Origin of the sequence: Acinetobacter piscicola (assembly GCF_015218165.1) — a bacterium.
Lineage (GTDB): Bacteria > Pseudomonadota > Gammaproteobacteria > Pseudomonadales > Moraxellaceae > Acinetobacter > Acinetobacter piscicola_A.
On sequence record NZ_CP048659.1, the window covers coordinates 3,683,673 to 3,707,804 of the forward strand.

A 24,132-nucleotide genomic window follows, 5' to 3' on the forward strand; every position below is an offset into this window, starting at 1 on the left:
CATGAAATTACAAGAACTAGTACAGTTTAATCAACAAAGTTTTTTTGAGGGTGCAGTACAACTTGGTTGGTTTCAAAACCGTATAGATCAAGCCAATATTGCAGCAGAATCATTTATTTTTCATGGTCCGCATTACCATGGGGCAGTCAATGAGCAAGATCAACATTCACTGAAAGACACCGCTTCACTTGTTGTTGAATTGCTCGAAAGCCTGTCACGCGCACAGCAAGGTCGAGAAGATAATCCTTATTGGTTAGCAACAGCAGGATATGGTGCAGGTAAATCACATCTAGCAGTTACCTTAGCTACGCTATTATCAAAACCGAATACACCCTTAGCTCAAACTATTTTAACGCATATCGAACGTGTAGATGCATCACTTGGACAACGTGCAAAAAAATGTTTTGAATATCTCAAAAAACCAAGTTTAATCATATCCTTAGATGGCATGGGGAATTTTCATCTTGGTAATCAACTCAATAAAGTTGTACTCAAACAACTCGAAATTCATGCTGTTGATGCCCAAGCTGTACGTGATCTCTCTCCACGCTTTCATAAAGCACAACGCTTTGTTGAGCGTAGTTATCAGATTTATGCTGTAGAATTTCAACAAAACTTAGTTCAATTTGATCAAGCACAAATTTTGCAAGCACTTGCAGAAAATGATGAAGAAGTTTACACCGCGGTCGATCAAATTTTCTTAGATGTAACGGGCAGTGCTATTCCTGTAGAAGGTCAAGAATCTGCACAAGACCTATTACAAACCTTATGTGATAGTTATTGTGGTATAGATAAACCTTTCGAAAATATTATTTTGCTTTTTGATGAGTTTGGTCGATATCTTGAATATGCCGCAGATCGACCTGATCTTGCGGGTGATTCATCACTACAACAAATTTTCCAAGGTATTCAAGATAATGTAGATAAAGTTAGATTTGTTGGTTTTATTCAGTACGATTTAAAAACATATCTCAAACGCTTTAACGCCAAAGATTCTAGACAATTACAACGCTATATCACACGCTTTGATACGGCGAATAAAGTCCATCTTTCTTCAAATTTAGAAACGATTTTTGCCAATCTTATCCAAAAAGATACACAAGAATTAACGCGCTTATTTCAACAATATCCAAGTGAAGACAACTTTCATCAATCTTGGTTACGTCTTGCACAGTATTTACCTAAAACAAAACTATATCCTGTTTGGCATGATAAAAACCTATTTAATCAAGTAATTGCTAAAGGCTGTTGGCCACTCCACCCGCTTGCAACATGGTTACTCACACGCCAAGACCATACTGTACAATCACGATCTGCATTGACGTTTATCCGAGATTTACTACAAAAATCTGCACAATTAGATGTCTTTAACCAGTCTCAACTTTTCCAAGTTTCGGCTGCTGAACTTGTACATGATTATTTGCTCGATGAAATGCTTGCAGCTGAACGTGATACAGGTGCAAATGTCATTGAAACATTGCAAATGCTCTTGCAAAAATTTCACAGTGGTTTTCAAGCCAATAATCCAAAAACCTTAACCGCGATTGCAATTTTAGAAACCCTAAAATTACGTCAACTCAACCAATCTCAAGCCAACGAAATTCTCCAAGAATTGACAAATTTTGATGCTATTCAAATTCAAGAGCAAATCAAAGGCTTGTCTGAGTTAGGTGCAACTGAGTGGAATTCAGACTTAGGGCGATATGAACTCTTAACTGATGGAGCAAGTCGAGCGAGTTTCACGGCATGGATGAAAAAAACAGCTGCTCAATTTACATCACAGGATATTGGTGAACTATTTATTAGCAAGTCTTATGAGATTGGTTTAGGTCCAGTTGAGTGTGACTTTGCACAAAAACACAATATTTCAACGCCTGATTGGGTATTCCAACCCAAAAGCTATGTTGCTGAGCAAATTTCATCTGAAAATTTAGAAATTCTGATCCAAGATTGGCAAAACAATATGACCTATAAAGATGCTAAAGGTCGTATTATCTATATCTATGTCAATAGTCAGCAAAATTTAGAGCAGTATCAAACTAAAATCCAAAGCATGCTAGAAACTGTTTTAGCAAAACATCAATTAACCAAATTACCTTTCCTATTTTGTTATATCAATGATCAAAATGACGAACTCAGTACTGCTTTAGCACGCCTTAAATCTTTTGAAATCATGTCTACTGCTGATCAACAGCAATTCATGCGCTTTATACAAGAAGAAAAAGATGATGTACTTACTGTATTAAAAAATACTTCATCAAAACTAATGAAACAAAAGGAGTTTTTCTCCCCTCACTATCCTAATTTACCTTTAGGCTTGCTCAAAAATGTAACAACAGCATTATTTGAACATAACTATAAAAATACCATTCCTTTTGTTTTTGATGGCTTCCGTTTAAATAATGCGACAGCACCTTCAGATATTGCCGCACTTTTTAGTATTATGGTGAATCGCCAATTCTCTGTTGCATGGTTACAAGGACAAAAGACATCTTTACATAACCGTTTTGACACGCTGTTTAAAAAAAATTGGCAATCAATAGATACCATCACTGGGAAATTCTCATTGCCCCAACAGCAACATGTTAAAAGTTTATATGACTTTATAGAAACTACATTTACGATTAAGCCTGACTTAGATTTAAAAACACTGTATCAAAAACTTGTAATGCCTAGTTATGGTTTAAATGATTGTTCATTTGCACTTATTCTAGGTATTTATCTTGCGCAAGAAACACCACAATATCGAATCCTACATCAAGGTAAACCAAAGAATATCGCTGAATGGCTAAACTTAGTTCTCAATAAAAAAACAGGGACTTTACTCAATTTAGATATTTTGGCACGTACTCAATTACAGAAAATGGAAATGAGTACACGTGATGAATGGATTCTTCTATTCAAGCAGTGGAGCCAAGAATCACACCCAAAAAAAATGATCGATATTTTTCAATCCATTGAAAATAAAAAGAAAGTAGACCCAATTCCGTTGGATTTAGAAGTGCAATATAATTTATTGTTCGATAAGTTCAAAACAACCTATGAAGAATATAAAAAGCAACAAGATAAATTTGATGCTATTTTTACACAAATGCTTAAAGGTCTTGAAAGTTCGGATATTCGTGACTATAGCAAACTTTTACAAGCAACTTCAGCTTTACTTAAAATTACGAAAGACATCGATCTTAAAAAAATTCATATTGAATTACCAACAAAATCAACATCTTTACATGAGTATATCTCACAAGGTAAAAATAGTTTATCCACAAAATTTAACCGCTTTTTTGATAATATCATTCTCACCTCTCATCATGAAATTATTAACTTCCGTGAAAAATCAGAACACTATCAACGCGCATTTAGTAATTTACAAATGCAACAGGAAGCAAATAAAGTACAGGATAAAACAGCACAGTTAATTCAAAGAGTTGAGGAAAAGGAACGCTTCAAATATCTTCTTCAAGATATCGAAAGTTATATTTATACCTCACCGAATCAAACAATGAAGAAGAAAGATCTAGAAATTCTAATTAAGGAAGGTGATCGTCTTTTAATTGATATTGACAATAAACCTTCAATTTTTGACTCAACACAAACACTTGTGGAAAAACAAAATGGTATTCGCGCAGTGCAAAATATTTTAAGACAAAGTATTACTGATGCGAGCCAACAATTTACAAATTTATATGGTGGTTTTAATCAGCTCAATGATTTAAAAATTCGCTTATTAGATGCTGAAGAACTTTTAAAGTTCTTTGTTTCAACTGATGAATATGATGAAATATTAAAAATTCAGAAACAGCTGCAATTCGCCTTTGATCGTATTCAGTCTTGGATGACACAAGGTTTATCTAGTCAAAAATTATATGCTTTTTTAAATCAGACGATTACCAAAGATCATGAGGCAATTTCTGCTTTTTTAAGTGAACAACAAATTGATGCTGAATGGGATTTTGTTGAAGAAGTATTTGAACCTATTCGTGATGAATATATACAAAGAGCAAGATCAATCTCAGAACATTGGTTAACCCAAACACAAAATGAACTTTCTTTCACTCAACAGGATATTTCTATTCTACGAACAATTATTCAAAAAATTGAAGCTGCACCAGAAATTTTCGACGAAGATCAAATCAGTATTTTACAAGCATTAAACCAAGAAATCCTTCAACAGTTTAATCAATGTCATATGCAGCATTTTCAACATTGGTTTACAACTCTTGAGCGTGAGTTGATATCAACATCGCCAAGCAAAGTAGAACTAATACAATTACGCACGAAGCTGAATAGTGTTCCTCAAATACTTTTACCTTTATTAGACGAACAAGAGCAAAAGATTTTTGCACTGCAAAAACAAATTTCTTCTGCTTTAGATTTAATCTCATTAGAGGATTTAGCAGAGCGTATTAATACATTAAGCCCTGAGTTAAAGCAGAAACTACTTTCAATGTTGAATTGAAAAATCCTGCCAATGCCTATCCAGGCATAAGGTTAAATTATTATTCGTAAGCTGCTGCTGAACATGCCTTATAAACTCATCCTATAAGGTATAGCATCTAGTGGAGCCCGTTTAGCAGGCTTCACTAAGAGGTGGTTCCACTTGTTTGAACAACTAAAAGCGTATTTATAAGTGATATTCCGCTCTAGTTAAGCCACCTTGTTTTGTTGGGGTAGCTGATCATAGTAAAACTCATTTGGTGTCATTTTGTCTAGACTCGAATGAGGTCGTTTCAGATTATAAAACTCAAAATATGCACTCAATTGCTTTTTCGCATCTGTGACACTGCTATAAGCTTTGAGATACACCTCTTCATATTTAACGCTCCGCCATAATCGTTCAACCATCACATTATCTACCCATCGACCTTTACCATCCATACTGATTTGAATGCCATTTGATTTCAATACATCAATAAATGCATCACTGGTGAACTGACTGCCTTGGTCTGTATTCAATATTTCAGGTGATCCATATTTTTCAATCGCTTCATTTAAAGCCGAAATACAAAAATCCACCTCCATACTAATCGATACCCTATGCGCAAGTACCTTGCGGCTATGCCAATCAATCACAGCACATAAATAAACAAAGCCTTTTGCCATAGGGATATACGTTATATCAGTAGACCACACTTGATTACTGCGCTGAATAGCCAATCCTTTGAGCAGATATGGATATTTACGGTGAGCTTGATTAGCCTGGCTTAAATTTGGTTTGCAATATAACGCCTGAATACCCATTTTCTTCATTAAAGTACGTGTATGACGTCGTCCTATATGATGCCCTTGACGATTCAACAAATCACGCATCATACGACTGCCTGCAAAAGGATATTGCATATGTAATTCATCAATACATCGCATCAGCTTCAGATCTGATGAGCTAACAGGTTTTGGGCGATAATAATAACAACCACGAGAGACTTTCAGTAACTTAGCTTGTTTAGATACTGAAATCTGAAGTGAGTGATCGATTAACTTTTGTGGTTGAAGCGGCCCAGTTTCTTCAACACACCTTCTAAAAAATCAATTTCTAATGCCTGCTCACCGATTTTTGCATGTAACTTTTTAAGATCAATGGGAGGTTCTGATGGAGCTTTTGATTGATCGAAAGCTTGTGAGGAAGCTGAGATCAATTGATTTTTCCAGTCAATAATTTGGTTTTGATGAACATCAAACTCAGAACTCAATTCAGCAAGTGTTTTTTCTGCTTTGATCGCAGCAAGTGCTACCTTAGCCTTAAAGTCGTTTGAATGATTTCTTCTTGGTCTACGTGCCATAAAATACTCCATATATTGATGTTTATAACATCATTTGAGGAGCAGAGTATCACTTATAGGAGTTGTTCAAATTTCCGGATCCATCTCTCTAGATGCTCAAAACTTACAACATAGATTGAATATAAATCTTGTCTCTAAATGCAAAATGAATCCATCTTTTGGATCGGGAGCATTAACATTCAGCCTTCACTTCTCTAAACCTAAACATCTGCTGAACCTTATTGCAGTATTCTACTTATAACAGGTTACACAAGCACCACCACCTTCAATATCATCATAAATTGCATCTAGATCAACCATTTCAATTAACTGATCATCATGTAACATATTACGACGACGCTTTTTCTTAAACTTTTCCATCTTTTTTTCATGGTCTGCTTTAATTTGTGCAATACGCTCAGGATCTTCAAGTGTACTTAATGGCGTGTCTTTTCCCATCCAATAATAGGTTTCACCATTAGTAGATTTATCATCTGCAAACTGCTTTTCATATGCTTTTGCTTCTTCAAACTTCTCAGGATGTCGCTCTTTTAAACGCACCCATTCAATTTTCCGTTGATAGAAGCAAAATGTACACCCACTACGTGAACGCCATTCATAATATTTAGGCAGCCCTAAACCTGTGCTTTCCAACAGGGCAATAATATCTTGCTTGACCAAACCATCCTCAGCAAATGGCATTTTGGTTGTTAAATATTTTTGCGTTGGAACATAACCTTCACGCCAAGGCTCATCTGCACGAATACCAACATAACTAATAATTTCATAACCATTATCTAAAAATGGTTTAACCCACTGCTCAAATGGAACCAATTTCATCTGTACAGTGCACCAACGCTGATGTCCTGAAGGTAGAAAGTGATTATATTCTTTTAACCAATAATCAAAATCTTTATCAGAACCCAAACGTAAAATTGGCTTACCCAAATAAGATTCTAACTGATTAAGATATTCCATAACCTCAGGCAATTCTTTACCTGTATCTGTAAAAAAGTATTCAATATCTAGTTCAGGATAATGATCTCGCATGTAGACAGCGAGAGCTGCACTATCTTTGCCCCCCGAAAGACCAAGGACATGTTTTACTTTTCTATGAGACATGTTTTTCTCCTTGATTAGCATGTGCTAAATCTAGATACTCCTTTAATAATTCATATAATAGAATCGCTTTAGTATCTTTATTTAAATCACTGCTATCTAGATATTTTTTAAATGAACTTATTGTAGATGAAACTTTTTCCTCTGTTTCAGGAGTAATCCGTACATCACGATTATATTCTTCAAAACCTTGGGGTGTATTCACAATAATGGCTAAATGTTTTTGCTCATCTACTTGGCTTAATTGAGGATGACCATTTTTAACGAAAAAGCAGAGTTGCTTAAAGCGCTGCACATAATTTGGAATATTTTGAGATGCTTTTTTAAGACTATCATCTGTCCAGTCTCGTTCAGGCATTTGTGATAATAAGGTAATAATATTACTAAGCCATTGCTTAGAAGGATCATTACTTTTCGTTAAATGAAAGGCAAATTTTTGCAATTGCCAGTCCGCAGCAGACTGACTAATAATCTCTGCTTGAGCAAGTAGTTCAGGCGTTAAACTTCCTAATTCATGAATTAAATTAGTTTCAAACTGCTGTAATAAACGTGATTTTGCTTGATCCAACTCTAAAAATAAGCTGCTCATATCCGATTGAATAGAATGATTTTGTACATTTTCAGCATCTAATAAGTCATATAGATCTTCAAATAACAGTTTAAAAGGATCATCTGCTGTTAAAATTACAGCGCGTAACTTTTGTGTTTTTTCAGTAAAAAAGTCTGTATTTCGTGAATGTTTAATCCATTTTGACTTTTTCATCAATGTAGAAACAATGAAACGGGCAACTTGTAATGCTGTAGCTTCTATAGGTCTACCATAATTTGCTTCAATACTATTAGCTAAGAGATCAACAAACTGTTGTTTCTCAACCTGACCTCTTACATATTTTACTGCAATTTCGTGAGGACGCTTAATCAACTTATTGATAAATTCCTCATCTATATCACTAATAAAACGAAACTCATTCGTTATATCTTGATCATAAAATGCGAGCGTTTCTTTCCTAGCTTGCAATAAAGCAAGTGCAAATATAGGTAAAATACCTTGTGGCAAACCAAAAGGTGTAATCGTCCATCGTGCTTTCTCATAGAAATCGGCAAGTGTGATTAAACCTTTATGATCTTTAATCACCTGAAAACCATTTTCCAAAAAAATATTTGACTTTGAATCTTTCGCCTCTTGTTCTGTTGGAATTACAAAAGCCCATTCTTGTGTTTCACTATTGAATTGATGCAGACCTAAACGCTTCAAACAAGATAAATAAATCGCTTTCTCGGCAGGAAATTTCTCAATACCAAGGTTTTCCATTTCTGGACTCTGAAGCATTTTTTCTAAAAGCTTTCTTCGCCCAGAAGCTGCGGAACTTGAAATTTCATTTCTTACCACAAGTTCATTAAACATCTGTGGACATTGATCAAAAATTTGATCAGCAAGTTCAGAAGCAATCACTGAAAGTTGCTTTTGGGCTTGTTTTTCACCTTGGTAAAACCATGTAGCAGACTCAAAAGCATGACTAAACAAAAAGGTTAATTGTTGATAAATATAATCACAACGATGCTGATATTCTTTCTTCGCAACCTGATCAATCAATAATTTAGGCTGTTCTTTTACAATTTGCTGTAATACGAAAAGTTCTTTCGCCCAATTTTCAATCTCATTATAGTTATTTAAACTCGCGATCACTAAGTTTGGATGAGTTTTAGACAACTTCATCAATTGCATATCAGTTAGTGAGCTTTCAGCAATTAATACAAAGTCTCTATATGACTGATTACTTTGACGTTCTAATTCTGAAAATTGCTTGAGTTCATTCACATTATAAATAAGGTATTGCCCCATCCAACGCATTATTCCTCTTTCTTGATAATGGCGTTTCGCTAAAACAACATTTGCCTTATAACCTGTATATTGCAAATAATTTTGTTTTGGATTTAAGGTTTCTAACTTATCTTGAATTAATTGCTGCACATTTAAATCTGATGTCGTCACAACCTCATAGGATTGTGTACTATTCCAATAACTTAGAATCTTCCATTCCATTAACTGATCTAAACATTCTGTAATGAGTTTAGTTTCTTCTTCAGAGACATAAAAACTAAAATTAAGTAAATCATGTGTTGGATATACACCAAGGGATTTACCAAAAATATTCAACATTGCGATTGTTTTAATTAAATTTGAATATAATAAATTTTTAGCAATCGAAAATTTTTCTTGACTTGTTTTTTGACTGACCAAAGTCAAAGCTTGCTCAACAAGACTCCAAGCATGCCCTTCTTTAGAACTTAAAATTTGATGTTGTAAATTATGACTTAGATAGTCCCATAAATCTACAATAGAATACTTCTGCTCTAATACAGTATTAGCATCTAAAAACTTTCTTAAACTATACGGCTCAGCAGAAAGCAAAAAGCTAAAAATACTCCGTTCATTTTGGCTAAAACTACTTTTTGATACAGCACCAAGTAAAACAGTCGTAAGTGGGTGCAATGGTAATGCATTATAAAAATATTGTTTTACTTTCGGGCTGTTTTCTAAGAGACGAGAACCAATAAATGATTGAATCTGATCAATTAAGTGATGATTATATTCATCTACTGATTGAGGAATTTTAGTCTCTGACTTTTTTAGAGTTTTTGAAACTAAAGCAATTGATTCATCTAATGATATCCGATAAGAAATATCAACATATCTACCTTGAATTTTTGCCCACTCTAAAGCAATTTGATGACTTAAACCTTTGGCATAATCAGCAAATGATTGATGCAAAATACCCATAAAAATAAATGGGCATTCAGGTTGAGATAAACGATTAATTTTTTCAGAAAGATCCTGAAAAAAATGTAAATTACCAGAGCCTCTTGCTAAAGTTTCTAACAGTTTCCCCATTTCATCTAAGATGAATAATGTTCCAGAAATTTTATCTTGTAACTGTGTAAATACTTGAATAATCCAATCTAAAAGTTGTGCTTCAGTTTCAGGATACTGTTCTAATAATTCAGATTTTTTAAAATATTTTGATAACCCTGCAACCTGTACAGCATCTACTACTGACCGATAAAATAATTCAGTTGGTGAGATAATACCTGCTACAGCTTTGATCGTAATCCATGGTTTTTTTGCAATATTTTCAGTTTTAAATACTGTTTCTAGTTTTGCTGATAATACAGGATCATCAATCATTTTATTGACAGCATCACGAATTTTATTATCTGAATGTACAAAACCTGTCAAAATTGCAGCTAAGGTTGATTTGCCTGTACCGTAACTACCTGTAATCGTAAATGTAGAAGATTTTGAATCCGCAATAGTCGCCAAAGCATTGTATGCTGTACCATGGAAAATAATCTTATCAAAAAATTCTTTTGAAATATCTGTATCTAAACGCGTAGAAAGTAGATGATTCACATTAATTTGGTAGTATTTATTCAAATTAGTCGCTGACATCTTACTTACTCTCACTATAAATTTTTCCTAATAACTCATTTAAATCAAAAGCTTGAATATCTTCACATGCTAGACTACGAATACCTAATGTATCAGACCAAAAAAATCTTTTATCAAGTAATGAACATTGATTCAAATAAAAATCAATACCAATATTATTGATTCTAAACAAACGCCCAGGGCTTCCAGGCATAGTTAAAATACTATCAACACTAATCGTTGAAGTGTTTTTAAAAAATGTTTGCCAAAAATCTACAAGACAGTATAAAAACACTTCAGGTTTTAAACCCTTTTGCTCAGTGAAATCGGACTTAAATTTATTTGTTTCTAAATGATACAGTAAACCTAACTCATTTAAAGGAGAGATAAAACTATCTTCTCCTTTAAATGTTTTACTTAGTTTTTTCCCATAACAGAGTGCAAAACAGTCAAAATCTTTCTGTAATGTTGCAAGTGCAGGAACTTTTAAACCCTCAGTGTTTAGCCAATCCATTAAATCTAAAATTAAATCATTTTTATCAAAAAACTGCTTATTTGAAAAATTGAAATACCATCGAGAAAAAGTTAATTCTGAATAATTTTTTTGAATATAATAATGCAAAAGCCAGTTTGATACCGGTTTCTCTAAATAAGAATCATATAACTTAATAATTTTTGTAATGTTAGAAATATACCTTTTTTTTTGATCACTGACTTTTAACGGTTGTAGACCTGAAATTTCGGTCCAATATTTAATACTGTTGACCATATTTTTACCTACACCTAAGTCAACAACCAAATTTTCTTCGTTTTTTTCTTTGTAATCTAATAAATTATAAGACTTATTAAGCCATCCATATCTTAATGCAAAAGTCTCATGACCTGAAAAGCGTAGTGTAAAACTCATAGTTGTCTTTAAATTAACTGGAAGAATATCTCCAGTAGATTATACATCATTATCATCCTATTCAAGAACTAACTCTGTTATAACGACACAATCTGTCTTTCTCTATAAGCGTACAATCAAAAATAATTAATTGTACAACAACATAAAAGTTATTAATCTTCAATAGATGAGACTCAAATTTAAAAAATTAATAATTAAATTAAAAACTTAAATAAAATTTCACATTATTTAGGATATCCATTACTACCTAAATACAAATTCAACATATTTTATTGAAATGTAAAATAATAATATGAATCGTATCAGTTATATCTAAGACCAATTTTCTTGAAAGAATGTCCCTATGAAAAAATGAAATATCACCCTGAAGTCACAAATAGGGCATTCATATCAAGAAAATACCAAGCAGATATAAAAACAAATCTCTATAGACAAAACATTGCAAAAGCTATTGATGATTGTTGAATTTTTTAGCGTCAAAATTTGTCGTTGATATACTCATTTAAAATAAAAATCAGTTTGATTTAATATCCTTTTAAATTTCTATTATTAAATTCTCTCTAAAACCATTTTTTCCTTGTTCCTGTGGATAGCCCAAAGGATTAATGACCAAATGACAGCCATCAACTACGGTATCAATTGCTGTATGTGTATGCCCTGATATCCATAATTTAAAACCCTTTAAATCCAAATCATTAATAAAATATGGATTCAAAGCAGATGCAATTGGATGATTGCCCCAGTAAGGATCCAAACATGCTAAGTTCGGTGGAAAATGGGTCACAACAATGACATTACCTTGATTTTTAAATTGCATAATATTCTGATAATACTGTTCAAATAACATGATGAAATCATCAGCCCTGATATATGTATTGCCCGGCTCAATCGTAATTTTTTGAAAATCATAAATGCTTTGCTCTGCATCTTTTTTAAACTGTAATAACATTTCAGGAGTTATATCAGCTATATTGGTTCGAAAATTTGAAAAAAGCGTGCCACCAACAAATATTTTATCTTTTATTTTTATATGGTTATCATTTCTTAATGCATTATTAGGATAATTTATTGTTAAAAAATCGATCACCTCATTGTAATGAGAACCATAATAGTCATGATTGCCCAAAACAAATATAAAATTTTTATTTAGACTTTTGCATAATTCTGCAAAGTGGGTGACCCCACTCAAACAATTGGAAAAATCGCCTGCATGGATAATGACATCAGCATCTAGTGACAGTTGATAGTCTGAATTATGTGTATCTGATAGGATTTGTAGTTTCAATTATCCTCCCAAGCTATTAAAAAATAAGATCTGATCGCTGTATATTGAACAACTAAAATGAATTCAAGATTAAACCAAAAATCATGTCATTTTAAATAAAAGTGGTACTGTCAATGTAAAATCAAATTGATTAGATTAGAAATATCACATTTTATAAAAAACACAAGATATTGTATTTTTATTGTAAAAAATAACTATATATTGAAAACACCACTTGCATTTGTATATAAAACAATCGTATCCATATATAAGTAAATAATGAGATATGGATTTTGAGATGGCCTTTCAAATTGATTTAAATCAAATTTTAGGTGGACACAAAATACTTAAAGATAAAAAAATTAGTCTGGTTAAACACCAAATTCATCCAGACTTTATTGGGATCTATAATTGTTATACAGAATTATTTAAAGGCTTAAATTTCAACTTAGAATTATCATTTGATTCAAACCTATATTTGGCTGTTTGCAAAGCCCCTCAGTATGATAGTTACGTTTGCGTACATCATCTCACACGTTTTTATTATTTTAGTCAATCAGATCGATTTATTCATTTTCATGTTTATCAATATCCTGAAAATGCAGAAGATATAGATGCACTTAAAGTCTATGTGGGGAATGAGTTTTTACATGATCTGCGCAAGTACCCCTATCAGTTAACAAAACTCAATCCTAAACGACTACAAGCCTTTATTAATCAATATATTCCAAGCGAGTGTTTACTGAGGCTCAATAAACAATACTCCTATAAAGCACATAAAACTATGGGACTAGAGGTACTGGCCAAAGAGCTCAAGGTATCAGATCAGCAATTACAACGACAAATCAAAAGCATCGAAAAGCGTCGTAAGCAAACACTCGATGATTTAGAGAAAAATAGTGCGATAGCAAAAGCGATGTTAAATGATCCCAATTTTGTATTAACACCTGACTTAATTTGGACCTCCTCATGACCCAAGAAAGTTTAAATTTTGAAGATCCCAATAGCCTGATTATTTCCTTAAAACATATTTTGAATAAACTGTTTACGGATGAAGATCTAAAAACAGCAGAACATATTCAGTATGTCGCTAATCTTCTTAGTTCGGTCAACACAGAGGGCTATTTAACGGGATTACAACTCGAACAAATTGATTTTGATATTCAATTTCAAGATGAATTTTCACTTGAAATAATTGCACCTACCCGAAAACGCAAAGTCAGTGACACCCCTATTGTTTGGTATGTTAACTCTATCGCTCAGCTAAATGATTCTCACCATAAAGCGATGATATGGAATGTGTTATCGATCAAAGCTGCAATTTATTTAATGGCTTTACCTGCGCTTCGACCTGATTTATTTAAAGAAGCTTACACAGAACATTTCAATACTGTAAAACGCTTATTTCATCGTATGCGCAATGCCAATAAGGTGTTAAGCCATTCACGTAAGCACCAAAATACTGATAATTATTTGAAACTCTTTGCGGAGTATTTACCCGAACCCACACTTTCATTAGAAGACCTTGTTACTTATCTTGAGTCTCTTACTGATTCAGATCAACTTGATGAATTTGATCAACACCTCATCAATGACATTCGCATTCCTTTTAATTATGTTCTACAGAATAAGGCTAAAATTGCTCGTGCAAATGTTCAACGACAAATCCAAACGCGTTATTTAGATGAAGATCAACTGATTGAAGAAACTGTTGACCTAGTCACCGTCTCTAAAAGCAAAGCACTTAATCTTGAAAATCAACTTGATGAACCAGAAGCGAGAGTGATTAGCACAAATCCAAGTCATATTTCACCCATCGCAAATTATTCAACCAGTAGCCAAAACTACTTTCATTTGGTTATTGCTAAACATATCCAGAGAAAAGAACATTTACTGACAAGTAGTAGCTTGTATCCCAATCCATCCAGTATTCAATATTTACTAAAAGAGTTATATCACGGCTTTCTTCGTGGCGAAAAAGAAAGCCTGATTTTATTGCTCATGTTTCTGACCGGAAATTCTGCGGATCATTGGATCAAAGCACAGAGTCGTCGGGTTAAAAATCTAACAACACGACAAACCCTGATATATAAAAATCAGCAATATTACCTTTCCACAAAATTTACCATTTTTGAGAATAAAGAATTTCCTTTCAAAGGCTTATTAAATGATACTATTTATTTTGATCTTCCCATTGCCAACGAGCTTATAGACGGGTTACGGGCTGGCGAAAAGATTGAAATTGAAGCGATTTATAAAAAAATTAATCTATTAAAAAACAAGTTGTTTATTCCTAAGTTATCACTATTGAAAACAAATTCTTTATTACACCATAGAATTTACGAACTCACAGGAGATCAACAACTCGCCAATATTCTCTTAGGCATTGATGCCAATCAAGCTTCCTCTATTTCATATTGTCATCACAATATATTAAAAATTCAGCAAAAATATATTTCTATTATTCAACAACTCAATCAAGATCTAGGAAAACGATATACAGAAATTCACCTAGATTCATCTTTAAATTTTGGAAGTCGAAAAGCACCAAGAGCTCATATTATTCAACATATTTTCAATGTGCTTGCCACGAAGATGTATCAATGTGCAGCTGAGGATTGGATCGGAAAGTTTAATCACTACAGCATTTGGATGTGGAATATTTTACTGCTATTTACATCTGCCCGACCTGTTGCTGATTTTCCAGGTTTTCTAAAAAACTTTAATTTAAAAAGGAAGATTTTCTATGTTTCAGACAAAGAAGTGGGAGGACGACAAGGTGATGGTCGGATCATTCCACTCTGTGATTTCTTAGTTCAAGAAGTTCAAAATTTCGTATGCTTTCTCAATAATATAAAACATTATTTGGGAAAAAATGAGATGCAAATGGGTCAACATATCCAAGATATTCTCGACAGTAAAAAGCCACTATTATCTTTATGTATAGATGGCGTATGGAAAAGTCTTAGCCCCGCTATTGTCAAAAATTTTCATTTAGAACTCGGTTTAAATCATGCCAATTGGCATCGACATACTGCACGTGCATTTTTAACAGATAAAATTTCTGAACCTGAAATTTTAGCACTCTTCGGTCATGAACAAATGCAGCAAGAGGTAGCACATCCTTTTTCTAGTTTATCCTTTTCACAATATTCAAAAATTGCAGATGTATTACAACAAATGAAAGCGGCTTTTCAAATTCCAGAGATTAATATTGATGTCATCCTCTAAGAAAATTAAAAAAATATCATTTGCAGAAGATCGCCGAAAACAAAAACGGCTCGATGGTAAAAAGCGTATTGAAATAGATGTTGAGAAAATACTACATCCCTATATCACTCAACTGTATCAGAAACATTTAGAACAATTTGAGCATCAATATGATGAAATTTATAAATTTATCCAACAGCATGCAACTTGTAATGCTTGGAAAATCCAAGCGCATCAATTTTTTAAAAATTTTATTTCAAAGAAAAATCAAAATCGCTTAGATCCTTTTCCAATACCTTATCTTCCTTTTACTATGCAACGGGATGCCTTGGTCAGAAATTCTGAATGGTTTCAATCTGGGTATAAAATTGATGAGATCATCGAAAAGCTTTGGGATTATTGGGAGTTGGCTAAGGATCATCAATCTTTTTCAGATGATGAAATTATTGCAAATATACTGATTTCATCCATGTTATTTGCTGGACTCAATCAAGCGTCTTCATTAAATGCCTTGCTGGAATATCTAAAAAATCCAACCAATATTCAAAGTATTGATCAAACTAATATTATATTTCTAACTCCCCTCTCACCGGGCTATGGGGATTTATTTATCGATGAAAAAACCATTCGAAAGTCTCGTAATTTTATTCCTGATCATATTACCCGTTTATGGTTAATTCATTTTAATACGCGACAGATTCGTAAAATCAATCTAACCGTTGACGAATATTTACAGCTCATTTTTTCAAAGATGAATTCTGATTTTAATCGTAGAACATATAAATTATTAAGAGATCATTCTAACTTTCATTGGACTCAACTGAAAGATGCCGATATTGACCCTGCTTTGTCACAATGCTTAATTGAAAATATACAAACCTGTGGATTATCCAAACACGAGTTTCAAAACTTTTATCGCCCTCAATTTATTACAAATACTCAATCTCCAGATCCGCAGAAATCTAGTGCAGCGCCCGCTCAACCTGCATTTGTCCAATCCGATCAAGCCATGAAGCAAACACTTAAACTGCATAAAGATCTTTTAAAATTTATTCGTTCTACGCAAAGTGATCACGCGACTGAACATTCAATCATTGAATATATCATGTTGAATCATGCTAACTTAAATGAATATAGTCAAAGAATCGTATTGTGGTTAATCAGCTTATATAAACCCGCTAACGCTTTAATTTCACCTCTTTTAGCACTTTTAAATGTCGATGCTGCTCTATTTCAAAAGTCATTCCAAAACAATAATCCATTATCTGACCATTCCATTTATACCTATTACACACGTATTGCTGAGCCATGGTTAAGCTATTCTCTACAATATATAAGTAATGAAGATGATCCAAATATCTTGCTTAATAAGCTTTACGAACAAATCATCAGTAATACATTCATTCCAGATGAGTCTATAACTAAAATAGAAGAAGAACCTAGTCAAAACGAAGCTAAAAAATCTAAACCCCAAATTATCCAAATGCTCAAAAGGTTTCATAAGTTTCAACAAATTGTATTTAATGCTGATTCTTTTGAAATTGAAATGATCGCTACACAAACACGACCTCGGTCAAGAATCATTGGGCATCAAACTTTAAAAGTGTTATTCAATACACTAGATCAACAAAATGCCGAACATCTCATTGAACATAGCCAATATCAATATCTTAAATTGATTTATATATTGGCCTATCGTACGGGGATGCGTATTAATGAAATTTTGGGTTTACGCATTCGTGATGTAGAAGGATTAGAAAAGCTATCTATTTGGATTCAGCCTTACGGTTCAAAAAAACAAGGGAATTTACACCAGTTAAAAACGGACAGTTCTGAACGTATTATTCCGACCTACTGTTTGCTAAAACAGAAAGAATATGAGCTATTCCACCAATTTATTATTGAAAAACGTCTGTCAGGTACTAAAAACGATTACATTTTTGCTGAGTGGAATCAACAGACCAAATTGCAAAAAAATACTGTAACCGTGCCTTTGATTACACTCTTAAATCAACTTTTACAAAGCCATGATTATTCCTTTCATTCATTCAGACATAGTGCCGCAAACCATTTTGCTTTGATTTTAAATTGTGAATATTCACCTTGGGTAGAAAGGCTCACAGATTATTCTTTAGAAGAGTATCATCAGATTCGGCAAGAACTTTTGCGCAATTCACATGACCAAAATCATTGGTTCATCATCGCCCACCTTCTTGGTCATATTGATCCAACTGAAACTTTTAGAAGCTACATCCACCTCAGCTATTTTATTGCAGGTACAAAATTACTCAAACATCAACCGGATATATCTACTGAATTAGCCATGAAAATAATGGGCTATACCCCTAAATTAACTTGTTTTAAATTTCTTAATTCTGTTCATCCCAATAAACCCTTTAATTTTGATCAGTATGCTGAAAAATTAAGTCAGCTTTTATTAAATCAACAGAATGAATGGTCAAAAAGCAATTTCGAATCTATTTTTGTAGATCCTTCAGTTCTCAATTATAAACCACATGATTATTTTCAATTTTTTGCAGGTACACCGCAATCAAAAGTATCATTTAAACTGTTTTATCAATGCTTAAATCGACTCGAAACCTTAGAGGATCCTCAACAGGTCGCTGCCGAATATGGTCTGCCTTTTGCACTCGTTGATTATTGGTTCAATAATGCCAAAGAGCTCAAGAAACTGACCTCAAAAAAAGGACAGCCACGTCTGAACGGCTTAAAACCTGCAAAGGTCGATACACAGGAGGAAATTAAAATCTATACATATTTTTTCGACAAACTTCAGCGTGAATATGAAAACAATCCAACACTGATTCTTCAGGCGCTGCAGTTATTTTTAGAGCGTGTTACAGCATCTCACTCAGGAATTCATTTTCCACGCAAAAAGGTGGATCAGCTTGAAGCATTTTATAGCAAAATTCACAATTTATTCCCAACGGAATACTGGAATATTACCGGTAATGATTTAAGTGATTTGATTACACGTAAAAATCAACCTTTACTATTTAAAGTATTAAGAACTCAAAAAGTATTAGCACCCACTTTGCGTGATAATTATGTTCGGTTACAGCTTTTTTCTAAAAATAAGCAAAGAGCACTGGGGGTTTTTAAGTTTTGTTTGCATTTAGCTTGTATTGGAAAGCCTAAAATTAAATTTTAGGCGATTCAAAATATGAGCTGCGAGTTGCTGACTCTATAATGAAGCTAGAAATAACTAGTTTTTCTGCCCAATATCGATGAATAAACAATCACTACGTAAAAATATCTTAAAGGTTGCTAAACATTTTAACCTTTAATTTATCACTTCTAATGCAGGACAAACCAATAGTAGTTTCATCTTTAGAAACCAAAAAGAAACATAACTTAAAAAAATTAATTACTTACACATCAAATGATTTTGAGCAGCAGCTAAACGTTTTGCTCTAGTATTCTTCAAATATACCTGCACATCATTACTTGATACAGAAGGTGCAGAGTCACTATTCAATGATCCAAAAGAAGACATATCCAACATGTATCTATATTCTTGATAAATTTGATTTGCAGAATAGCCTTGCCATCTACCAGTATCATCTAAAAAATAAGCCACCTTCCCTTGCGTATTACATTTTTTTGCAAAATGATACAACGTATCAGTCACGTCTAAACTTACTGCATAACTTTGAAATGAAATACATCCCATTACAACAACAGCAAAAACTTTTAATAATTTCATGATTAACCCTCTGATTCTATAAAAATATACAAGGTAAATAATGCTTTTCCTTGTTTATTGTTTTATAAAAATAACATGAGGGTCAGACAGGTGATGTCGCTTGGTTATAGACATTAAATTTATATGTTTATTTTTAAAGTAGTAATTATTATTTTATAATTCAAAAAATAGCACCATAATCTCAGTATGGTACTATTTTTAATGATCCCTGTTGATCGTATATTTCTTCACATCAACTCATTTTTTTAATTTTGCCATCATATTTTGCATACGCTCTGAACTACTCAGCATTTCCTGTTCTGCTTGTTGCTGGGTTCGCATCACAGTATTCAAGCGATTCCGATTTTCTAAAGCCTCTTTAATTTTCCCAATACAAGCGACTGTATCTGTATAACCTTGTTCCATCCATTCATTGATACGAGATGGCTTAAAAGCCAATAAATCAGCCATCCCATCTCTGTTAATTGCTTTTTGTGGTCGTATTTCAATAACTGTAGTTTCTGGAAAACGATGACGATCCCACAGAGATCCATCTGATAAATGACTGACAATAATTAAATTACAATTCGCTTCAACCAATGGAGTAATGGGAGTATTTCCTTGTACCGTTTTCCACCCACCTTGTCCACCATCTGTATAAGCTTGCCCATTTATTTTTTGGCTTTCATACAATAGCGGTAAAGCAGCAGATGCCATTAAAGCATTCTTCCAATTTTGTTCTGATAACTGCTGCAGACAAAAAAATTCTGATGGTGCTGTATTTTTAATGTCTAACATTGCAGCAATACAGCCTAAAATATCCAAAAATCCACCATTACTTTTATATGCAGAAACATATAACGGTGTACCATTCTGTAAATCCTTCCAATCCAAATATTGATCTATCAATGATGTCAATGGAGCATTGTCCAATACACTGTCTGCCCCACTTAATTTTTCTTCAAATTTCTTTAAAGAATCAGGATAAAGATTAAATGCCTCTAAAAGCCCTTTTCCACCTCGATAAGCAATATAACGCAACATGTTAGGTGTATTAAAATGCAATCCAAAACTTGCCAACAATACTAAATATGATGGAATAAATACATTTTTAGACTGAAACCGTAATGGCGATTGTTGGCTTAATTGTTGCCATACTTTATTTAAACGCTCATAACCTTGTTGCATAGAATGACTTGTTGCCAATAAAGAGCCATTTAAAGCGCCAATGCTTGCTCCAGCAATTGCATCTGCTTGAATGCCATATTCAGCAAGTGCTTTGACCACACCAACATGATATGCACCTTTTGCACCACCACCAGATAACACCAAACCTGTCTTCATTTTCATGATCTCACTCCAAACATTTCATCCAAAGAAGATCGTGCTAACCCCTCAGCGGTAAGTACCCGAGGTAGATATAAAGATAATTGTTCAGGTTGTTGTGATGCAAAATAATGGATTGGCATTCTGTCAACATGCGCCCAATCCCCCATATATGCATAACTTTCTATAACATCAGTATCCAATGCTTTTGGAGATTCCGCCCACTGTAATGGATGAAAAAACTCTTCATGATCTATTTGTTTATCTTTTTTTAAACATTGAATGGCTTCTAAACAAATTCGTTCTTTTAGATTTTGAATCGTTTTTTCAGCTTTAAAATTTGTATTGTACTGTCGGTAATAAGATCCAAACTCGCCCCAATATAGGCGTTCCAAAACGGTATACAATCTTAACAAGGGAGAAATATGAGCAAAACTACCTGTTTCCCATTGCTTAAACAGTAAAGTAATTTGACGCTCAGCACCTATTTCAGCTTCAACTAGAGAAAGTCGTTCATCTAAGCCATCACAACGATCTCGTAAGTTAATAGATAATTGTTGTAACTGATGCCGTGTTTCGAAACTAAATTCTGCTAAATCCGTCACTGCATTTTGTACTTCAGTAATTTTCTGATTTACCACTTTTATTGCAGTAAATCCTAAGCTTAATTCACACGTCAAAGCATTTAACCAATCAAACGCAGCATTTAGACCCGTCGTCATATTCTGATTAATTTGCTGTTGTCGTTGTTGCCCTGCACCTGTGAAACCATCGACTAATCGGGCGACTTTTCCTAATCGCTTAGACTGTACTCGCACATGGTCTTGTGACACTTGGATACTATTTGCAATTTCAATGACAAACTTATCTGCGATACAGGGTAAAACTTCTAATACTTGAGAAGACATAGATCACTCATTATAAAATGAGGTTATTTAAAAGTTATAAACAACCTCGATTCGGTAGATTTAATTAAAAATAAAATTTGCCTTAAAGTTTCTGTAACACAATGCTTTTCAACTGTTGCGTACGTGCCTGTATATTTTGGCATTCTTTTTTGAGTGCCAAAATCATCTCCATTGCTTCTTGTTCATTTTGCTGAAACTGCTGCTTGGCATCTAAACTGTTTTGAATATCCGCAGTTAATCCCATAATTTTTTGCTTAAAGACTTTAAAAAACTGGTAACTTGCTTGTTTTAGAGGTGCATTAATTTCTTTCTGTAACGCAGTCTGAATCTCTTTTTGGCTTTGCGCTAAACTTACCTGAATTTCCTCAGAAACCTTATTCATATCAATGGTATAGTTTTTTACAGTCACAGTATAATCCTCACGACCCCAATCATCACTAAACCAATTTTTAAATCTGCCCCATGCACTATCAACCACTCTTGATCGTGTTTCCTGATGACTTTTTACATTCATAACATTTTTCATCATCTTCGCACTCGAAGTCTTTAATGCTAACTGTTTATGGCTAGGTAGGCTGAGTTGAATGTCATCAAAACCGCCTGTACTTAAGGTTTGATTGACTTTTTGAATCGATTTTTGCGCCTGTACTAAGATTTTATCTTTAAACTCACTTTCAAAATCTTCTAGCAATGTATCTAGCTGTTTCTCAACTTCCTGATTAATCTTCATATTCACGACAGGAAGAATCTCACCTATTTGTTTTAAAAAATCTGTTGCTGCTGTTTTATCTTCCCCAAAATCAAGAATTGGATTTTTAGAATCGTATTCAATATGACCTTTTTCTAAATTAATCTTTGCATTACCAAAACCAAAGAACCTTTTAGCCTTATCTTTCATATAACGTTTAATAAACGATACTACTCCTTTATTCTCATTTGAAATTGTAGTTTTATTTTTTTCCAATTTTTTTGTTTGCTCATTCCCTTCAGAAGTCTTTTGAATAATAGTACTCTTAACATCTTCAAATTGCTCATGAATAAACTGATTAATCTCTAATGAAAAATTATTTTGAAGTCCCTGAATTGAATTTTCAGCCTGATCCTGTGTATCATCAATACTAGCTATATCTTGCTCTAACTGTGTAATAACTCGCTGTAACTCATCAGTGGTTTTATGAATGGCTGTTTCTTTTACACTCAACACTGTATTAATTTTTTCAGAGCATTCATCCAACTTATCAACTGCTGAGTCTAATGCAACAAATGCAGCCTTTTGATGCGATGCTGCAATCACTTCTTTTAAAGGCTGACTAAACAGAGAGTCTTGCCATAAATCATCTATCGCTTCTGCAATCCGTTCTGGTGTTCGATGTGATTCACGGCGTAAGCCCGCTTCATCATAAAAATCTTCGACCCAACCATTGCTCTCAACATCAGGTAAAGAACCGTCTTCAAAACGTTCGTTTTTCGCCCTGTTTGCCAAATAAGCCCATTTAGCAGCAACGGGATAGGTATTCTCTTGTTTGATCACCCCTTCAGTGAGTCCCTCAACAAATGTTTTAACCTCTGGTTCTTTCATCCCATTACGGTCACAGTTATCAAATTTGTTCACTAACGCATAAATACGATTTTTTGCAGTATGGGCAATACTTTGTATATCCTCACGCACCTGTGCATCTGCTTCAGATTTAAGTTGGGTATAATCCATTACAGCTAAAACAGCTGATGCTTTTTTCAGCTGATCTTGTAGCATTGGGCGTAAATGGGTTTGACCTGCTTCATTCGGTCCCGGAGTATCAAGCAAAATGAGTTTGCCACCTTGCTCTTCCATTTCCTGTAAATGTGCAAATTCAACTTCAATGACAGGAAGTTGATCTACTTCTTGATACTGATCAAATGGAAATTCCAAATCAAAATGTGGTGCAATACGAACAAGATCATTGATTGAAACTAAAAAATCGAAAATTTGTTTCTCACCCACTGCATCATTTACAACTTTGATGCCTTGTTGAATTCTTTCAACCGTAAGGTACAAGTCTTTATCTGTTCTTAATTTTTCAAGTGTTGCAGTATACTGCTCTTGCTGAAAACACTTTTTCAAATCCCGCACCAATTGATTTGCAGGTTGACTGGCTTTTTTAGAAAAAGTTAAATGTGGCTGTTTTTGTCCTTTACGATGTTTAATCAAAGTAGGAATTGCAGTCATCGGTGCATTACGATTAGGTAAAATTTCACGACCAACAATGGCGTTAATCGTGGTCGACTTACCAGCTTTCATCGTTCCAACAACAGCAAGCACCATTTCTAATTCAGTGACTTTAAGTGCTTCTCCACGTAAAATCATGAGTTCTTGTTGGACTGATGTAGTATCGAGAGTCGCTTGATTTTGTTCATTTGCATGATCTAATACTCCCTTTTCTGACATCTGTGATAATAGATTTTTTTCAAGTTCCAATAAAGTTTGAGCTTCTTCTCTTAAAGTATCAACACTTGTATTCATTGA

13 protein-coding genes are annotated in these 24,132 nt (G+C 33.6%); 4 read left to right on the forward strand and 9 right to left on the reverse strand.

What is annotated here, in order from left to right; genetic code table 11:
- The first annotated feature begins 1 nt into the window (after nucleotide 1).
- Nucleotides 2-4,459, forward strand: a complete 4,458-nt coding sequence (locus G0028_RS18240; RefSeq protein ID WP_180045506.1) for a hypothetical protein — start codon at nucleotides 2-4, stop codon at nucleotides 4,457-4,459.
- A 188-nt stretch (nucleotides 4,460-4,647) separates the two neighbouring features.
- Here the strand turns inward: G0028_RS18240 and G0028_RS18245 are convergent.
- The 5 genes from G0028_RS18245 to G0028_RS18265 form a co-directional block, all read right to left on the reverse strand.
- A protein-coding gene (locus G0028_RS18245) for an IS3-like element ISAba14 family transposase (RefSeq protein ID WP_099046175.1) occupies nucleotides 4,648-5,792 on the reverse strand; the annotation gives its coding sequence in 2 pieces (ribosomal slippage) (nucleotides 4,648-5,528 and nucleotides 5,528-5,792; 1,146 coding nt in all).
- Nucleotides 5,793-6,011: 219 nt separating this feature from the next.
- Nucleotides 6,012-6,881 carry a phosphoadenosine phosphosulfate reductase family protein gene (locus G0028_RS18250; RefSeq protein WP_180046586.1) on the reverse strand — a complete coding sequence of 290 codons (870 nt, stop codon included), beginning with the start codon at nucleotides 6,879-6,881 and terminating at the stop codon, nucleotides 6,012-6,014.
- Nucleotides 6,871-10,329: a hypothetical protein gene (locus G0028_RS18255; RefSeq protein WP_180046584.1), complete on the reverse strand. Its 3,459-nt coding sequence runs from the start codon at nucleotides 10,327-10,329 to the stop codon at nucleotides 6,871-6,873. Before G0028_RS18255 ends, G0028_RS18250 begins: the two co-directional genes overlap by 11 nt.
- A gap of 1 nt (nucleotide 10,330) precedes the next feature.
- A complete protein-coding gene (locus G0028_RS18260; RefSeq protein ID WP_180046582.1) occupies nucleotides 10,331-11,215 on the reverse strand; it encodes a DUF4007 family protein in 885 nt (294 codons plus the stop codon).
- Nucleotides 11,216-11,750: 535 nt separating this feature from the next.
- Nucleotides 11,751-12,500, reverse strand: coding sequence for a metallophosphoesterase family protein (locus G0028_RS18265; protein ID WP_180046580.1), 750 nt, complete (start codon nucleotides 12,498-12,500; stop codon nucleotides 11,751-11,753).
- Nucleotides 12,501-12,777: 277 nt separating this feature from the next.
- On the opposite strand from G0028_RS18265, the gene G0028_RS18270 reads away from it, so the two are divergent.
- The 3 genes from G0028_RS18270 to G0028_RS18280 are packed head-to-tail and all read left to right on the forward strand — an operon-like array spanning nucleotide 12,778 to nucleotide 18,861.
- Nucleotides 12,778-13,452 (forward strand): hypothetical protein, encoded by a 675-nt coding sequence (locus G0028_RS18270; protein ID WP_180046578.1) that lies wholly within the window; start codon nucleotides 12,778-12,780, stop codon nucleotides 13,450-13,452.
- Nucleotides 13,449-15,710, forward strand: coding sequence for a hypothetical protein (locus G0028_RS18275; protein WP_180046576.1), 2,262 nt, complete (start codon nucleotides 13,449-13,451; stop codon nucleotides 15,708-15,710). Before G0028_RS18270 ends, G0028_RS18275 begins: the two co-directional genes overlap by 4 nt.
- Nucleotides 15,697-18,861 carry a tyrosine-type recombinase/integrase gene (locus tag G0028_RS18280; RefSeq protein WP_373687889.1) on the forward strand — a complete coding sequence of 1,055 codons (3,165 nt, stop codon included), beginning with the start codon at nucleotides 15,697-15,699 and terminating at the stop codon, nucleotides 18,859-18,861. The genes G0028_RS18275 and G0028_RS18280 overlap by 14 nt, the downstream gene beginning before the upstream one ends.
- Nucleotides 18,862-19,077: 216 nt before the next feature.
- Here the strand turns inward: G0028_RS18280 and G0028_RS18285 are convergent, their stop codons facing one another.
- The 4 genes from G0028_RS18285 to G0028_RS18300 form a co-directional block, all read right to left on the reverse strand.
- Nucleotides 19,078-19,416, reverse strand: a complete 339-nt coding sequence (locus tag G0028_RS18285; RefSeq protein ID WP_180046572.1) for a hypothetical protein — start codon at nucleotides 19,414-19,416, stop codon at nucleotides 19,078-19,080.
- 237 nt (nucleotides 19,417-19,653) lie between these two features.
- A complete protein-coding gene (locus tag G0028_RS18290) occupies nucleotides 19,654-20,745 on the reverse strand; it encodes a patatin-like phospholipase family protein (RefSeq protein WP_218946339.1) in 1,092 nt (363 codons plus the stop codon).
- Nucleotides 20,742-21,629: a diguanylate cyclase regulator RdcB family protein gene (locus G0028_RS18295; RefSeq protein ID WP_180046570.1), complete on the reverse strand. Its 888-nt coding sequence runs from the start codon at nucleotides 21,627-21,629 to the stop codon at nucleotides 20,742-20,744. Before G0028_RS18295 ends, G0028_RS18290 begins: the two co-directional genes overlap by 4 nt.
- Nucleotides 21,630-21,711: 82 nt before the next feature.
- Complete coding sequence (locus tag G0028_RS18300) at nucleotides 21,712-24,129, reverse strand: dynamin family protein (protein ID WP_227554751.1); 2,418 nt, start codon at nucleotides 24,127-24,129, stop codon at nucleotides 21,712-21,714.
- Nucleotides 24,130-24,132 lie beyond the last annotated feature (3 nt).

Coding starts and splice junctions, on each gene's coding strand:
- G0028_RS18240 (WP_180045506.1), top strand. CDS start 2: ATGAAATTACAAGAACTAGTACAGTTTAATCAACAAAGTTTTTTTGAG.
- G0028_RS18250 (WP_180046586.1), bottom strand. CDS start 6,881: ATGTCTCATAGAAAAGTAAAACATGTCCTTGGTCTTTCGGGGGGCAAA.
- G0028_RS18255 (WP_180046584.1), bottom strand. CDS start 10,329: ATGTCAGCGACTAATTTGAATAAATACTACCAAATTAATGTGAATCAT.
- G0028_RS18260 (WP_180046582.1), bottom strand. CDS start 11,215: ATGAGTTTTACACTACGCTTTTCAGGTCATGAGACTTTTGCATTAAGA.
- G0028_RS18270 (WP_180046578.1), top strand. CDS start 12,778: ATGGCCTTTCAAATTGATTTAAATCAAATTTTAGGTGGACACAAAATA.
- G0028_RS18275 (WP_180046576.1), top strand. CDS start 13,449: ATGACCCAAGAAAGTTTAAATTTTGAAGATCCCAATAGCCTGATTATT.
- G0028_RS18280 (WP_373687889.1), top strand. CDS start 15,697: ATGTCATCCTCTAAGAAAATTAAAAAAATATCATTTGCAGAAGATCGC.
- G0028_RS18285 (WP_180046572.1), bottom strand. CDS start 19,416: ATGAAATTATTAAAAGTTTTTGCTGTTGTTGTAATGGGATGTATTTCA.
- G0028_RS18290 (WP_218946339.1), bottom strand. CDS start 20,745: ATGAAAATGAAGACAGGTTTGGTGTTATCTGGTGGTGGTGCAAAAGGT.
- G0028_RS18295 (WP_180046570.1), bottom strand. CDS start 21,629: ATGTCTTCTCAAGTATTAGAAGTTTTACCCTGTATCGCAGATAAGTTT.
- G0028_RS18300 (WP_227554751.1), bottom strand. CDS start 24,129: ATGAATACAAGTGTTGATACTTTAAGAGAAGAAGCTCAAACTTTATTG.